The sequence below is a fragment of the Pectobacterium punjabense genome (assembly GCF_012427845.1).
In the GTDB taxonomy this organism is placed as follows: domain Bacteria; phylum Pseudomonadota; class Gammaproteobacteria; order Enterobacterales; family Enterobacteriaceae; genus Pectobacterium; species Pectobacterium punjabense.
In genome coordinates, this window is sequence record NZ_CP038498.1 from 2,956,991 (window position 1) to 2,972,646 (window position 15,656).

The 15,656-nt window shown below is 46.0% G+C and carries 14 protein-coding genes; all 14 read right to left on the minus strand.

The window, feature by feature from the left end:
* Positions 1 to 41: 41 nt before the first annotated feature.
* The 14 genes from E2566_RS13415 to flhD all read right to left on the minus strand — a co-directional run bounded on the left by E2566_RS13415 (position 42) and on the right by flhD (position 14,840).
* Positions 42 to 461: a flagellar protein FlhE gene (locus E2566_RS13415; RefSeq protein ID WP_107167788.1), complete on the minus strand. Its 420-nt coding sequence runs from the start codon at positions 459 to 461 to the stop codon at positions 42 to 44.
* The gene (flhA, locus tag E2566_RS13420) at positions 458 to 2,542 is read right to left on the minus strand and encodes a flagellar biosynthesis protein FlhA (protein ID WP_107167789.1); all 2,085 of its coding nucleotides are present in this window, start codon (positions 2,540 to 2,542) and stop codon (positions 458 to 460) included. Before flhA ends, E2566_RS13415 begins: the two co-directional genes overlap by 4 nt.
* Entirely contained in the window at positions 2,535 to 3,686 is a 1,152-nt protein-coding gene (gene flhB, locus E2566_RS13425) for a flagellar biosynthesis protein FlhB (RefSeq protein ID WP_107167790.1), read from the minus strand. The genes flhA and flhB overlap by 8 nt, the downstream gene beginning before the upstream one ends.
* Before the next feature lie 237 nt (positions 3,687 to 3,923).
* Complete coding sequence (cheZ, locus tag E2566_RS13430) at positions 3,924 to 4,568, minus strand: protein phosphatase CheZ (protein WP_107167791.1); 645 nt, start codon at positions 4,566 to 4,568, stop codon at positions 3,924 to 3,926.
* A gap of 9 nt (positions 4,569 to 4,577) precedes the next feature.
* The gene (gene cheY / locus E2566_RS13435; protein ID WP_095699942.1) at positions 4,578 to 4,967 is read right to left on the minus strand and encodes a chemotaxis response regulator CheY; all 390 of its coding nucleotides are present in this window, start codon (positions 4,965 to 4,967) and stop codon (positions 4,578 to 4,580) included.
* Between the two features lie 38 nt (positions 4,968 to 5,005).
* Positions 5,006 to 6,058 carry a protein-glutamate methylesterase/protein-glutamine glutaminase gene (locus E2566_RS13440; protein ID WP_107167792.1) on the minus strand — a complete coding sequence of 351 codons (1,053 nt, stop codon included), beginning with the start codon at positions 6,056 to 6,058 and terminating at the stop codon, positions 5,006 to 5,008.
* Positions 6,058 to 6,930, minus strand: coding sequence for a protein-glutamate O-methyltransferase CheR (gene cheR, locus E2566_RS13445; RefSeq protein WP_107167793.1), 873 nt, complete (start codon positions 6,928 to 6,930; stop codon positions 6,058 to 6,060). Before cheR ends, E2566_RS13440 begins: the two co-directional genes overlap by 1 nt.
* Positions 6,931 to 7,447: 517 nt before the next feature.
* Complete coding sequence (locus E2566_RS13450) at positions 7,448 to 9,133, minus strand: methyl-accepting chemotaxis protein (RefSeq protein WP_107167794.1); 1,686 nt, start codon at positions 9,131 to 9,133, stop codon at positions 7,448 to 7,450.
* Between the two features lie 135 nt (positions 9,134 to 9,268).
* Positions 9,269 to 9,766, minus strand: coding sequence for a chemotaxis protein CheW (gene cheW, locus E2566_RS13455; protein ID WP_010279509.1), 498 nt, complete (start codon positions 9,764 to 9,766; stop codon positions 9,269 to 9,271).
* Between the two features lie 31 nt (positions 9,767 to 9,797).
* Positions 9,798 to 11,795, minus strand: a complete 1,998-nt coding sequence (gene cheA / locus E2566_RS13460; protein ID WP_205942445.1) for a chemotaxis protein CheA — start codon at positions 11,793 to 11,795, stop codon at positions 9,798 to 9,800.
* 39 nt (positions 11,796 to 11,834) lie between these two features.
* Positions 11,835 to 12,887, minus strand: a complete 1,053-nt coding sequence (gene motB, locus E2566_RS13465; RefSeq protein WP_107167796.1) for a flagellar motor protein MotB — start codon at positions 12,885 to 12,887, stop codon at positions 11,835 to 11,837.
* Positions 12,884 to 13,771, minus strand: coding sequence for a flagellar motor stator protein MotA (gene motA, locus E2566_RS13470; RefSeq protein ID WP_107167797.1), 888 nt, complete (start codon positions 13,769 to 13,771; stop codon positions 12,884 to 12,886). The genes motB and motA overlap by 4 nt, the downstream gene beginning before the upstream one ends.
* 136 nt (positions 13,772 to 13,907) lie before the next feature.
* Entirely contained in the window at positions 13,908 to 14,486 is a 579-nt protein-coding gene (gene flhC / locus E2566_RS13475; protein WP_005970730.1) for a flagellar transcriptional regulator FlhC, read from the minus strand.
* Positions 14,487 to 14,489: 3 nt separating this feature from the next.
* Positions 14,490 to 14,840, minus strand: a complete 351-nt coding sequence (gene flhD, locus E2566_RS13480) for a flagellar transcriptional regulator FlhD (protein ID WP_014915924.1) — start codon at positions 14,838 to 14,840, stop codon at positions 14,490 to 14,492.
* Between the last annotated feature and the right edge of the window lie 816 nt (positions 14,841 to 15,656).

Sequence of the window (15,656 nt, forward strand, 5' to 3'; positions counted from 1 at the left end):
AGAGACTTCTCATTGTCTAAGACAGCTCTTACTTAAAACCACTATTTGTAGTTGACCGCAATATCGATCGTACGGACGATGAACGTCTGCTTAATGCGCCCTTTTCCTTCAATGTAGTATACAAAACGAAACTCATTGTTAGCCGCTAATCCATCAAATGCCTGAGTTTGCCCGTCACCGCTTCCATTTAAGTCAACACAACGCTGCGGTGATTGCGAACAAAGCTTAACGACCAGCCCCATAGGTATCACTGAATCAATCGCATATCGCCAATATATTGTCGTAATGGTTTCATTCGGCTTAACCATGGTATTAGGGACAAAGGCCGATGTCGTAATCATTTCACCACGGTAATCAAGTTTTATCCCAGGCTGACTTCCGTTCCAACTACCCGGCGTTGCGATAGCGCCAAGCGGAAAAACCATCATTGCTGCGACCAGAGAACGTATCAACCTTCTCATTGTTGAGCTTCCCCTATAACTGATGTCATGCGGATTTGGCGATGATCGCTAATTTCCAAATTAGAAAGTACAGCCATGTTTGGCAGACTACGGTGCAAGAATCGGGCAAGTAAAGCACGCAAAGCATGGTTCACAAGCAGCACAGGTGGAGCACCCAACATTTCCTGTCGTTGTAGCGCTTGTTTCGCCTGCTCGAGTAGGCGATCGGCAAGCCCCGGTTCGAGACCTCCCCCCCCCTGGAGGGCCTGTAGTAAAAGGCGTTCCAACGACCCTTCCAGCCCAATAACCTGAAGTTCGCTGTCTCCCGGGAACCACTGCTGAGTGATAGCACGCCCTAATGCAACCCTGACAACCGTGGTCAATTCATAGGGATCTGGTTGCACAGGCGCATGCTCAGCCAATGTCTCCATGATAGTTCGCATATCCCTAATCGAAACCCGCTCGCTGAGCAGATTTTGCAAAACTTTATGCAATGTGGTTAGCGTCACAACGCCTGGAATAAAATCTTCTGTCAGTTTTGGCATTTCCTGCGCCACACGATCCATCAACTGCTGAGCTTCTTGTCGACCAAACAGCTCGCTAGCATGTAATGCAATTAAGTGGTTCAAGTGTGTTGCCACCACCGTACTGGCCTCTACAACCGTGAACCCTTGAGCCTGAGCCTGATCTTTCAGAGCATTATCAATCCAGACTGCTGGTAGCCCAAACGCGGGGTCCTGTGTGATATCTCCAGATAAAGAGCCAACCGCATTCCCTGGATTTATTGCCATCCACCGACCAGGATGAGCCTCACCGCTCCCCACTTCAACACCTTTCATTAATATGCGGTAGCTGGCAGGTTGGAGCTCCAGGTTATCCCTAATATGAACCACTGGAGGTAAGTATCCCATTTCCTGAGCAAACTTCTTCCGGATACTACGAATTCTGCCCAATAGTTCTCCATCTTGCTGCGCGTCAACCATTGGGATCAAACGATAACCCACTTCCATACCTAGCGGATCTTCAAGCTGTACATCAGACCAACTAGCTTCAACAACCTGATGCTTCTCCATTGATGCAGGCATGGGCTGCATAGCAGGTTCTTTTGTCTGTTCCCCGCGCATCCACCAAGCAAGCCCCAACAAAGATGCGGTGAATAATAAAAAGACAAAATTAGGCATTCCAGGAACCAGCCCAATAAGCCCAATCACTGCCGCACTCAGCACCATAACCCGCGGATTATTGAATAATTGAGTGACCATCTGCTGGCCAACATCCTGATCGGTACTCACACGAGTAACAATAACACCCGCAGCAGTAGAAATAATCAGAGCAGGGATCTGAGCAACCAAGCCATCACCGATAGTCAGCAACGTATAGCTTTCCGCCGCCTGCCCTACTGGCATGCCGTGCTGCGCAACACCAACGATCAATCCACCAATGACGTTGATGACCATGATAATCAGCCCAGCGACAGCATCACCACGCACGAACTTACTGGCACCATCCATGGAACCATAAAAGTCTGACTCCTGTGTTACCTCTGCACGGCGCTTTTTCGCTTCTTCCTCACCAATTATCCCAGCGTTAAGATCGGCATCGATCGCCATCTGCTTACCTGGCATGCCATCCAATACAAAACGGGCACCAACTTCGGCAATGCGGCCGGCACCTTTGGTAATAACCATGAAGTTGATTAAAACGAGAATGATAAATACCACAATACCAATGGCAAAATTCCCACCTACAAGGAAGTGTCCAAATGCTTCGACAACCTTCCCTGCTGCGGCAGTCCCCGTGTGCCCTTCCAGCAAAATAATACGAGTAGAGGCGACGTTAAGTGACAAGCGCAGTAATGTAGAAAACAGCAGGATTGTAGGGAATGCAGCGAACTCCAGCGTCCGTTGCGTAAACATCGCCACCAGCAAGACCATGATTGATAGTGCGATATTAAAGGTAAATAGCAGATCCAGAATGAATGGTGGCAGCGGCAATACCATCATGGAAAGTATCAGCAGGATCAGTATAGGTCCGGCTAATATTTGCCATTGGGTACCTTTCATATTACTCGGTAAACGAAGCAAAGAGGCCAAATTAGCCATCAGTAGTATTCTCTTTAGCAAAATCCAGTGCATCGGGCACCGGTAGATGTTTCGGTTTTCTAGGAATTAATCCACCTTCGCGCTTCCAGCGTTTCAGTTGATAAACCCAAGCTAAGACTTCTGCAACGGCAGCATACAAGGCAGCAGGTATATGCTCTCCAACCTCTGAATGACGAAATAACGCTCGCGCCAACGGCGGCGCTTCTAAAATAGGAACGCGATGCTCAGTTCCCAGTTCACGAATACGTAAAGCGACTTCACCAGCCCCTTTAGCCAACACTTTCGGCGCATTCATTTTTTTATCATCATATCGTAATGCCACCGCATAATGCGTCGGGTTAGTGACTATCACATCCGCCTTAGGAACATCCGCCATCATCCTACGTTGGGCAATTGCCCTTTGTTGCTGACGAATACGACCTTTAACATGAGGATCGCCTTCGTTCTGCTTATGCTCGTCACGAATTTCCTGCTTCGTCATCCGTAATTTTTTGATATGACTCCAGATTTGCCAGAATACATCAAATGCAACCATGGGGATAAGGCCCATGATGATGAGAAAGCCACACATTACGGCCAATTCCAATGCATCACCTAACGCTGCAATCGGCGCTTCGGATACCAAATGCAGTATTTTCGGCCAGTTATGAATCAGGAACAAGGTACTAATGATCCCGACCATGACCGATTTTAATATCGCCTTGAAAAGTTCAGCCAATGACTGGGCAGAAAACAAACGTTTTAAACCAGAAATAGGATCTAGTTTTTTGAAATCAACTTTTAATGACTTCGTGCTAAATAACAGTCCCCCTAGCAGCATCGGAGCAGACAACGCCACCAACACAGCCCCTAGCATAATCGGTATCAATGCAAAGGCAGCCTGGTGCAATAATGAACCGACATGGCGTAGCATTTGGGTATCATCGCTAATCGTTGCATAATCAAAATTTAGTGACTGCGCGACAATTCTGGTCAGCCTGCCAGCCATCGCATCGCCTCCCATCCACAAAATAGCCAATCCTGCGACCATCATCAAAACGGAAGTCAACTCTCGAGAACGCGGAACTTGACCTTCTTCGCGCGCCTTCTCCTCCTTTTGGGGAGTGGGGGCTTCTGTTTTTTCCAGATCGCTATCTTCAGCCACGGCGATGTTCCTGTTACGACTTCCGGGATAGGAATTTGCTGCCTAGCATGACAAATACAGAAAAATTTTATGGCTGGAACAACGAGAAAAACCAACGCTTCTTTAACGCATAGTGAAAAGGAAAGGGGAAATCAAGAGTAGCTATTTATGGCCATAAATCTGGCCATAAATAACCGGAACAGCGGCACTCTAGCCTTTTAAAAAAGGAAATGATTCCTTTTCTTAAAGCAAGGCTCATTAGAACCCAAGACTATCCAGAAGATCATCAACCTGATCCTGATTGGCTACAATACCTGCCGCACCTTTGTCCAATTGTGGTCCATTCAGAAGACCATCATTAGCACGCTTAGGCGCATCTGGTTTTTCTGGGATATTTTCCAGCAATACCATCAGCAATTGTTTTTCGATCTCCTGAACAACATCCATCATTCGCTTGATGACCTGGCCAGTAAGGTCCTGGAAATCTTGCGCCATCATAATTTCCAACAGCTGGGCGTTGGTAAATGAGGTATGTTGTGGCACATCTTCAAGATAGCTACGCGTATCCGTCACTAATTCGCGCGCATCCGCGAGTTCGATTGGATTTTCAAACCATTCATCCCAACGAACCTTCAGAGATTTTGCGCCTGATTCTAGCTGGTTCTGACGTGGTTGCGCAGCTTCTACACAGTTCAGTGCTCGCTCCGCCGCTTGCGCGGTCATCTGGACAACATAGTCAAGACGATCGCGGGCATCAGGAATGGCCTCTGCTGCTTCTGCTATCGCATTATCCAGACCCAGCTCTTTCAAACTGTCACGCAGCATACGAGTCAATTGGCCAATGCGCGAAATGATCTCGGTTGCTGAAGCTGTGTCGTTAACTGACGGCATATGTGGCGTCATAAGATCCCCTTACATACCCAGTTTTTCGAAAATCTTACTTAGTTTTTCTTCGAGGGTAGCTGCAGTAAATGGTTTAACTACATAGCCGCTAGCACCCGCTTGTGCTGCAGCGATAATGTTCTCTTTCTTCGCTTCTGCCGTTACCATCAGTACAGGGAGGCTGGAAAGCGCGCCGTCAGCACGGATAGTCTGCAACAGCTCAAGCCCATCCATATTAGGCATATTCCAGTCAGAAATGACGAAATCAAAAGCACTGGAGCGAAGCTTATTCAGTGCATCGGCACCATCCTCTGCCTCTTCTACGTTATTAAAGCCCAGTTCCTTAAGCAGGTTACGGACAATTCGGCGCATTGTCGAAAAATCATCCACTACCAGAAATCTGAGTTCTTTATCGGCCATACCTACTCCTAAAATATTTATTGCTCACCGAGAGCTGCTTATATACGTAATGCCTGTCCGGCAGAGATTTGTGCCAACATTCGCTGGCTCACCTGGTGCAAATCCACCACTTCATCGACACCACCCATCGCAATCGCTTCGCGTGGCATCCCGAAAACCACACAACTTGCTTCATTTTGGGCCAGCGTATAAGCACCAGCCTGATGGAGTTCCAGCATGCCTGCTGCCCCATCATTCCCCATTCCAGTAAGGATTACCCCTACAGCATTTCGCCCGGCATATTGCGCAACCGAACGGAATAACACATCAACTGATGGACGATGCCGATTAACTGGAGGCCCATCATTTAAACGTACTTGATAATTTGCCCCACTACGAGCCAATTCAAGATGGCGGGCTCCTGGAGCAATGTATGCATGGCCAGGAAGCACACGTTCCCCGTCTTCAGCTTCTTTCACCGTAATCTGGCATAGCTTGTTTAAACGCTCGGCAAAAGACTTCGTAAAACCAGGGGGCATATGTTGTGTAATCAATAGCGCAGGGCTTGTTGGTGGCAGAGGCTGTAATACATGCCGTATCGCTTCTGTTCCCCCCGTGGATGCGCCAATCGCGATCAGCTTCTCACTACTGAGCAGTGGCATGTGCTGAATAATTTTCGTCGGCTCTGCTACTGTGCTACGTTGCGGCAGACGCGCTTTCGCTGCCATACGAATTTTTTCCGCAATCAGTTCGCTGTATGCAAGCATCCCTTCGCGGATACCCAGTTGCGGTTTGGTGACGAAATCAATAGCGCCAAGTTCCAATGCGCGAAGCGTAATTTCTGAACCCTTCCCCGTCAGCGACGACACCATTACAACAGGCATCGGGCGCAGACGCATAAGTTTTTCAAGAAAATCCAGCCCATCCATGCGCGGCATTTCAACATCCAACGTTAATACTTGAGGATTAAATTTTTTAATCAAATCACGAGCAACTAATGGATCTGGCGCAGTTGCAACAACTTCCATGTCAGGATGGCTATTAATTATTTCAGTCATGATCTGGCGCATTAGGGCAGAATCATCAACGCATAATACTCTTATTTTGCTCATTATCTTTCCTTAGCCAGTCCATATACAGTTTGCCCACGCAAATAGAATTCTCGACTAATCTGGCTGAAATTCTCTGAATGTCCAGCAAATAACAATCCCCCCGGCTTGAGCATCGGGACGAATCGACGGAGAATACGCTCTTGGGTTTCTTTATCGAAATAAATCATTACATTGCGACAAAAAATAGCATCGAATGGTGCAGGGACAGACCAATCGGGGGCGAGCAGATTGAGTTGTTGGAAATGCACCATAGACGCAAGTTCCGGGCGAACACGAACTAAACCACTATGCGGCCCGGTACCGCGTAAAAAAAACTTCTGTAGCTGCTGTGGAGAAAGAGAACGTAATTCTTCCTGACGATAGATACCAGCAGTTGCCTTTTCTAACACTTGAGTATCAATATCACTGGCCCACACCTGACATCCACTCGCTTTATTACCTAAGACCTCGGCAAGTGTCATGGCCAATGAATAAGGCTCTTCACCCGTGGAAGCCGCTGTACTCCAAATCGTATAGCCATTTGGACGTTTTCTGGCATGTTCTGCCAATATAGGAAAATGGTGAGCTTCGCGAAAAAATGCCGTCAGGTTAGTCGTTAATGCATTAACGAAAGCTTGCCATTCCGCGCTGTTAGGATCTGACTCCAAGAGCGCTAAATACTGGCCAAAATCATTGATTCCAAGTAAACGGAGACGTCTAACCAAACGGTTATAAACCATTTCTCGTTTGTGATCGGCCAAGACAATTCCAGCGCGCTGATATATTAATTGGCTGATTCGTCGAAAATGTGTGTCCGACAGCGGCAACCGATCAACCATCTGCGTCAGGATAGACGCAGATTCGGGGCGATTTTGCGATGGTATACTTTTCATATCAAACCGCTCGAATAGTGTGTTTTGCTATGGTGTTTTTCAATCTGAACTTTCCTTTACAGCTAACGCAGGTTTTTATTGTCATTCGTCAATTGCTCATCGCACTGCGATTAAAATTGACACTGTATTGGTAATACACTCCGCAAGTTCTGAAAGCAGAACGCTCAGCGTGTCTGTTCTACCAAAGCCACATGCTGTCGGGTGGCATTGTCCCTCTCGTCACAGCTGTGCTACCTGCTTGCTTTGCCTCTGGTTTTATACCAAAGTCAACGTCACCCCATCATACCCATAACATAAGTTACAGATTGAACAATACCATGAATTACCCTGCTTAAAAGCACCAAGTGCTATATCGCCGTCAACAGCAAATGTGCACAGATAAATTACGCTCACGCTTATCTTTTAAATTAATACAAGTAAACAATCACCCAGCCACCGATACGTAAGCGGCTGGGCATTAACTCACGAGAAGCTTTACATATTGGGTTTACTTATAGCCGCTATACCACGTTTTTTATCAGAATGTTTCCCAATTATCATTAGAAGAACCTTCTTTCACTTTCTTACCGCCATTTGCTGATGGAGCCAACAATACAGGCTTTTGCGCGGTTGCTGCTGACGTTGTTCTTCTAAACGAACCCGTCTCTTCAGACAGCCGGAATACAGCAACAGCTTGGTTTAACACTTTAACTTGCTCTTCCAAAGCAACTGCAGCGGCAGCAGACTCTTCAACCAAAGAGGCGTTCTGTTGCGTTACGCGATCCATTTCAGTAACAGCCTGGCCAACCTGATCGATGCCTTTACTTTGCTCATCAGAGGCCGAGGCAATTTCGCCCATAATATCTGTTACACGAGTGACCGCACTGACGATTTCTCCCATCGTCTCGCCCGCACTTTCAACCAGAACAGAACCTTCATCGACCCGGTTGACTGAATCTTCAATCAGACTTTTTATTTCTTTCGCAGCCTGAGCACTACGTTGTGCCAAATTGCGAACTTCCCCTGCAACAACCGCAAACCCACGCCCCTGCTCCCCAGCTCTGGCAGCTTCAACCGCCGCATTCAGCGCAAGGATATTGGTTTGGAAAGCGATACCATCAATCACACTAGTAATATCGGCAATTTTTTGCGAACTTCCAGCGATATTGTGCATGGTTTTGACGACATTATCGACAACCTTGCCCCCTTTCTGCGCAGTCTCTGACGCACTTAGTGCCAACTGGCTGGCTTGGCGGGCATTTTCCGCATTCTGTTTAACCGTTGCCGTTAGTTGTTCCATGCTGGCAGCCGTTTCTTCTAACGAAGCAGCCTGTTGTTCTGTACGTGAGGAAAGATCGTTATTCCCGGCACTAATTTCCGTCGCGCCAGTATAGATAGCATCGGCACCTTGTCGGACCGCACTCACCGTTGAAACAAACTCGCTTTGCATATGACGAATACTGTCAGCGAGAATACCCATTTCATTGCTGCTATGAAAATTGGTTGTCTTTGTCAAATCACCTTTCGCAATATGACGAATATGTTCAACAATATTATTTAGCGGCCTCATTAATAATTGTTGAATACCAATCCAGGAAATCAAGGCTAACGCAAAAACCAACACGGTAATGAAGCCAAGTATCCAAAGTGCCGAATCGTAAGCTTCATCATTTTTAGTTATGCCAGCCTGATAAAGCTTGTCGCTTTCAGCTTTATAGGTGTAATACGCTTTTTCAAAGTTATCCTGAAAACGCTGTGTCGGCTGATCAATAAATTTCTTAAATTCCCCTGCGTTCAAGAACTGAATTAATTCAATCAACGCGCCATTCAAAGCCACATAATTCTCTTTTACGCCCCGGGCAACACTTTCATCTTGACGTGAATCCTGCGGCACTTTCTCATACCGTGAGAAAAAATCGTTTGCTACAGACAGTTGCTTTTGAGCAGAAACCAAAAGCTCTTTCCCCCCGGCTCCCGTGCCCGCACCACTAGCATCAAGAGCAAAACGCGTGCCAGCACGGTTAAGTGTATTGCGGGTCTGTAATAAATATGACCATGCTGAATCCAGTTCAGAACGCTTCTGGTTAATAACCTGCGTTGAGCTGAAGATATCCTTATCATTTTTTAATGCACTAAAAAATAAACCACCAGAAATAAGCTGAAGGGCTCCAAACAACACCAACACAAGCATCAAACCTGTGACAACTTTTATACGGTTAAACATACAACGCCTTTTGAGTAGACCAACCACCGATAATATCGGCATTATTCTGGATATCTTTACGAATTTCTGAACTGACAAGGATATGGCTAAGGAAGGTTTTCGGGGCCACTTTCGTAGCCCCTGAAGGCCGATAAATTAGACTTTCAATACACTATCAACCAGCGCCATTTCTTCGCTGCTCAACAGTTTTTCGATATCAACCAAAATCAGCATTCTCTCACCCAGAGAACCCAAACCAGTCAGGTACTCTGTTGACAGTGTTACGGCAAACTCTGGTGCAGGTCGAATTTGGTCCGCAGTCAATGACAATACATCGGACACACCATCTACAACGATACCAACAACACGCTGCCCAAGGTTCAGAACAATAACAACCGTGTTGTCATCGTATTCAACATCTTGCTTGGCAAATTTAATGCGCAAGTCAACGATAGGGACAATAACACCACGTAGATTGGTCACACCCTTAATGAAAGAAGGCGTGTTGGCAATACGCGTTACTTGGTCATAACCGCGAATTTCTTGTACTTTTAAAATATCAACGCCGTACTCTTCGTCACCCAGCGTAAAAATCAGGAATTCCTGTCCTACGGTTTCGCCAGTTAATTTGGTGACGCTTGCAAGTCCAGTCATGTTTTCCACCCTTTATTAACGATCTGTTTTATTAAGCAGCAGTTTCAACCACACGCTTTTCACGATTAAGCGCTTGTAACGCTGAAACATCCACAATCAGCGCAACGCTACCATCACCAAGAATGGTAGCGGCTGAAACGCCTGGTACCTTGCGATAATTACTTTCCAAGTTTTTGACGACGACCTGATGTTGCCCAATCAACTGATCGACCAACAAGGCATAACGTCGACCTGCACTCTGTAGAATAACGACTATACCCTGAGTCGCATCCGTTTTAGCACCATCCACATCAAAGATATGGAATAGTTCAACGAGAGGTAAATATTCACCACGAACTTGTAGCACACGCTCACCACCCGCTAACGGGTACAGGTCTTCAGACTGAGGTTGCAAAGACTCCATCACGGCGTTAAGCGGTAGAATAAAGACTTCATTGTTAACTTTAACGGACATACCATCAAGGATGGCCAACGTTAATGGTAACAAGATTCTTATCGTTGTACCTTTTCCAGCCTGGAAGTGGATTTCAACATGTCCGCCCATTTCCTGGATATTTCGCTTGACGACATCCATGCCGACACCACGGCCAGAGACGTCAGTGACCTTCTCTGCTGTGGAGAAGCCAGGAGCGAAAATCAACATGCCCACTTCTTCATCAGACATTGCATCGCTCACCGCCAACCCTTGAGACAGGGCTTTAGCAAGAATTCTTTCACGGTTAAGCCCGGCCCCATCGTCGATAACCTCAATGCAGATGTTACCGCCTTGATGTTCCGCAGAAAGCGTCAGGTTACCCACAGCAGACTTACCAGCAGCAACGCGTTTATCTGGAGACTCGATACCGTGATCTAGGCTGTTACGCACCAAGTGTGTCAGAGGATCAATAATACGTTCGATCAAACTCTTATCCAATTCAGTCGAGCTCCCCATCAGCGTTAACTCGACCTGCTTATCCAACTTGGCAGCCAAATCACGCACCAAACGAGGGAAGCGACTAAATACATATTCCATCGGCATCATACGAATGGACATAACCGACTCTTGCAGATCGCGGGCGTTGCGTTCCAATTGCCCCATGCTATTGAGCAGATCGCCGTGCGCCACAGGGTCAAGTTCACTTGAGCGCTGTGCCAGCATAGATTGCGTAATCACTAACTCACCAACCAGGTTGATAAGTTGGTCAACTTTCTCAACCGCTACACGAATGCTGGTATCACCGGTTTTTGCTTTATTTTTTCCATTTTCTGGGGCAGATTGCGGTTTTGCTGCAACAGGTGCAGACGGTGCTATTGGCGCAACGGGGGCTTCAACAACAGTTAACGTTTCTGCGACTTCAGCGACAACGGGTTGACTGGCTACGGCAGACTTGAAACTGATTTGCTCTGGTTCAAGAACAAAACACAGTACAGCGCTAATATCGTCTTCACTTTCAGATGTAACTAATGTCACTTCTACGCTAGTGTCAGTCTGGTGGGGATCTTTAACGGTTCCCAGATTACCAAGTTCTTCCAGCATCTGAGGTATTTCCTGAGATTTCAGGCCAGTTAATGCGATACGCATTTCACCTTTACCTACATCATTAGATGTTGGGCTGACCGAGTACAGGGTTGTAGACGATGTGTCAGACTGGGTTGCGCCACCATCTGCTTTAGACTCCAGAGCAAGCTGGCGCAAGGCCTGACAGATATACTCAAAGCTCTCAGCATTGGGTTCCTGTGCGGTTTTATAAGCGTCCAACTGATCCTGCATGATGTCTTTTGTTTCCAGAAACAGGTTAATGATATCAGTGCTAAGACGCATTTCACTACGTCTTGCCCCATCGAGTAGATTTTCTAAAAGGTGCGTAGTTTCCTGCAAAATTTTAAAACCGAATGTGCCCGCACCTCCTTTTATGGAGTGAGCCGCACGGAAAATCGCATTTAATTGTTCGGTATCAGGCTCTGAAGGATCCAACAATAATAAATGTTGTTCCATATCTGCCAGTAATTCATCTGCTTCATCAAAGAAAGTTTGATAGAAAGCACTCATGTCCATGCTCACGTGGTCACCTCAGCTGTGAATCGCGGCTTATTGAGAAGGCGTCGCCTGGCTATCCGGCGCAGCAGGCAACGCAGTAGTTGGCTGTTGACGCTCTGGAGCAGGAACTCCATTTGTTGGTTGTGGCAATGCCTCACCACTTCCACCCGTATTGTTATCACTATTTTCGGCAGTCGGCGTGGTAGGTTTAGGCTTATCCAACCCCATATTTTGTAAATTTTCTGCTTTGTCTATATTTACAGCAGAGCTTTCTGCATTTTCTTCTTCAATATCCTTCTGAGCTTGTTTGCTCAGTACCAAGAGACTGATACGTCGATTAATCGCATCATTTCCGCTTGTCGCCTGCTTGAGGCTCATTGTCGCAGCCATGCCCACAACGCGCAAAACTTTTCCATCAGACAAACCACCAAAAATAAGCTCTCGACGTGATGCATTGGCGCGATCAGCAGATAATTCCCAGTTGCTATAACCGCGTTCCCCTGTCGTATACTGAACATCATCGGTATGGCCTGAAATACTCAGTTTATTGGGGAAGTCATTCAAAATAGGGGCTATCGCACGCAGGATATCCCGCATATAAGGCTCAACCTGCGCACTCCCGGTTTTAAACATTGGACGGTTTTGGCTATCAATGATTTGGATACGCAACCCTTCCTCAATCATCTCAATCAGCAAATGTGGACGGAGTGCACGTAATCGGGGATCGGCCTCAATTAACTGATCCAAACGCTCGCGTAGTTTATTCAGTCGAGCCTCATCCAGTTTCTTTTCTACGTTATCTGTTTTGATGGCCTTTTTCACTTCACCATCTTGTTGAGTTGGATCGTTTCCCCCACCAGGGATTGGGCTGGAACTGTCGCTTGATTTAGAGCCTGAAGTTAATGCAACCTTTAATGGGGTACGAAAATACTCCGCGATTTGGGCCAACTGCATAGGTGTAGAAATCGCGATGAGCCACATAACCAGAAACAATGCCATCATTGCTGTCATAAAGTCAGCGTAGGCAATCTTCCAAGAGCCACCATGGTGACCCCCATGCCCAGATTTGCGCTTTTTGCGAATAATGGGATGCTGATGTTTCATGCGTTACTATCCGACGCTTGCTGGGTCGGCGATTTTACACGACGAATATGTTCTTCCAATTCTGTAAAAGAAGGACGCTCCGTTGAGTACAGCGTTTTACGTCCAAACTCCACAGCAATCTGCGGTGCATAGCCATTAAGGCTCGACAGTAAAGTCACTTTAATACACTGCAATACCTTGATTTTTTCTGCATTTTTCTGCCGCAGCAAGGCTGCTAATGGAGAGACGAAACCGTAAGCCAGTAGGATACCAAGAAAAGTTCCCACCATGGCATGGGCAATCATCATCCCTAACTCAGCGGCAGGCCGGTCAACATAGGCTAATGAGTGAACAACGCCCATAACTGCTGCAACAATACCAAATGCTGGGAGGCCGTCGCCCATCATTGTCAGGCTGCTCGCGGGGACTTCACTTTCATGTTCAATCGTTTCGATCTCTTCGTCCATCAGCGTTTCAATCTCAAACGCATTCATGTTACCACTGACCATCAAACGCAAATAATCGGTGATAAACTCAACAATATTGTTGTCGGAAAGAATATTCGGATAGCTCGAGAAGATCTCGCTCTCGCGAGGATTATCAATATCAAACTCAAGCGAAAGCATCCCTTGCTGGCGAGACTTAGCCATCACACGAAAGAGCAAGGCCATAAGATCCATATACAAAGCTTTATTATACTTGGAGCCTTTGACCAAAAGAGGCAGCGCTCGAAGCGTTGCTTTTATCGCCTTTCCATTGTTGCCAACAATGAAAGCGCCTAACGCTGCACCACCGATAATCAGTAACTCCGAAGGCTGATAAAGCGCACCCAAGGCCCCACCGACCATGAGATAACCGCCGAGTATCGAGGCCACAATCACGATATAACCCAATATAACCAGCACAAGAAATCCTTATAATAAAAAAGGTGGGCGGAAAGTGAGATAAAACTGCGGAGCCGTAGCCAAGACGTTCTTGAGGAAAAAACCTATCACTGCTTTCACAAGCAACAGTGATAGATTCACAAATCGCGCTACAGGCTCAGACTGCGTGTTTTACCTGTTCATCCAGCAGTTGAGGTATTATATCGGCAAGATTTTGCGAAAGTTTACGCCTTTTTACCGCTCTGGAAGGCGGTTGGCACAAACTACAAACAAAACTGTTTTTAGGCTGATGAGCGTGAGTAATAAACATCCCTTTACAGCAATTGCATGACGACAGTTGCAGCATACCGCTGTCAACAAACCGGACTAATGTCCAAGCTCGAGTCAATGCCAACAGAGGAGAATCACTCTGAGGTGCACACTGTTCCAAGTACAATCGATACGATTTAATGACTGCTTCAACACCGCTACACTGCCCATTCTTAATTAAAAAGCTATAAGCGTTGTAGAACATTGATGAATGAATATTCTGTTCCCAGGTCATAAACCAATCCGTTGAAAAAGGCAACATTCCCTTTGGTGGCGGACTTCCTCTAAGTTCTTTATACAGCTTGATCAAACGCCCGCGACTTAACTGAGTCTCACTCTCTAACATCTGTAAACGAGCACCAAGCGAAATGAGCTCCATCGCCAACTGGATATCTTTCGCTTCCTGAACAATACTTTTCTCCGCCATCACTTATGCCCTTTTCTTAGGCAGGTTTTCTTCTTTCGAAGTTAACTGTTGTAATAAGTGGCTCGACAACAAAATCCCCGTATGAATTTGCTGTAAATCATCCACACGCGATTCCTGAGTCAACACTTTGATTGTATTGTGATCGTTAAAACGAAAATGGCATATTAGTTGGTTGGTTTCTGCCAGTTTTACCATCTGCGGCAGAGTCAGTTGCATCAAGATATCAGCCATCTCGTCATTGATTCCTAGACGAAACATCGCAGAAGCTTTTTCATCATTAATTAAGCGTTGCGCCAGTAACAAATAAGACAGATTAATGTCATAAATGTGTTTGAGTAATTCAGAGGTACCCATATTTCCCATCCCGACAGGCTATGTTTAAAACATAAGTTAGGTGATAGACCATATCGCCCAGTTCGAAAATCACTCTCCATTGATGGCATAAAAAACTATCGGTGCCAGATACTGCAAGTTACTACTTCATCATTTCTTATTCGGGCAATGCTACTTGCCAACTTTAGCCAACTTTGCGCATCACGCGGAGAATCCGTTCATCCGCTGCTTTCCTGATCCTTCGATGAAGACTCACTCAACCAAGAGCATAGGATTAATCCTAAAACAGCGCAACTGTACCGCCTAATCCATAGCACACACAACGCGACTGAAGAAGAATTTTGGCCATTATGTGACGCAAGTCACACAAATGAAAGCATTATGAATCAAGCTGCCTCTGGTCAGATCACTTTCATGCGTATTTTCACACCCAAAATGCACAGTAAACGTTACAAAAAGAGCGTTGAAAATAATAAAAAAGAAACAATTTGCTTGCTATGTAAATGATACATATACAAAAATATCATCATACCCGATATGCGCGCCGTCATGTAAGTTTATACCTTTCATGAAAAACTTACACTTTTTCCCCAAAAAACTCTCAACGATATGTTTTGATGCAAAATGTACTCATTCTTTACCAAGCTATTACACGTATAAATGTAACAAAAAAGTCGAAAAAAGGATAATTTATTGATTTTAAATAAAATAGTAAGTCATCGGGATTAGTTGCAACCGCTATGGTATGAGGTCATACAAAGCACAGCATGACCTTAGCGATCTCAAACGTTACCCCCAGAATGCAACATTAGGAAGTTATCTGGTTGTAATAAAAAT

Coding starts and splice junctions, on each gene's coding strand:
- flhC (WP_005970730.1), bottom strand. CDS start 14,486: ATGGCGGAGAAAAGTATTGTTCAGGAAGCGAAAGATATCCAGTTGGCG.
- cheA (WP_205942445.1), bottom strand. CDS start 11,795: ATGAGTGCTTTCTATCAAACTTTCTTTGATGAAGCAGATGAATTACTG.
- flhA (WP_107167789.1), bottom strand. CDS start 2,542: ATGGCTAATTTGGCCTCTTTGCTTCGTTTACCGAGTAATATGAAAGGT.
- E2566_RS13440 (WP_107167792.1), bottom strand. CDS start 6,058: ATGAGCAAAATAAGAGTATTATGCGTTGATGATTCTGCCCTAATGCGC.
- cheY (WP_095699942.1), bottom strand. CDS start 4,967: ATGGCCGATAAAGAACTCAGATTTCTGGTAGTGGATGATTTTTCGACA.
- E2566_RS13415 (WP_107167788.1), bottom strand. CDS start 461: ATGAGAAGGTTGATACGTTCTCTGGTCGCAGCAATGATGGTTTTTCCG.
- motB (WP_107167796.1), bottom strand. CDS start 12,887: ATGAAACATCAGCATCCCATTATTCGCAAAAAGCGCAAATCTGGGCAT.
- cheZ (WP_107167791.1), bottom strand. CDS start 4,568: ATGACGCCACATATGCCGTCAGTTAACGACACAGCTTCAGCAACCGAG.
- E2566_RS13450 (WP_107167794.1), bottom strand. CDS start 9,133: ATGTTTAACCGTATAAAAGTTGTCACAGGTTTGATGCTTGTGTTGGTG.
- flhD (WP_014915924.1), bottom strand. CDS start 14,840: ATGGGTACCTCTGAATTACTCAAACACATTTATGACATTAATCTGTCT.
- cheW (WP_010279509.1), bottom strand. CDS start 9,766: ATGACTGGACTTGCAAGCGTCACCAAATTAACTGGCGAAACCGTAGGA.
- cheR (WP_107167793.1), bottom strand. CDS start 6,930: ATGAAAAGTATACCATCGCAAAATCGCCCCGAATCTGCGTCTATCCTG.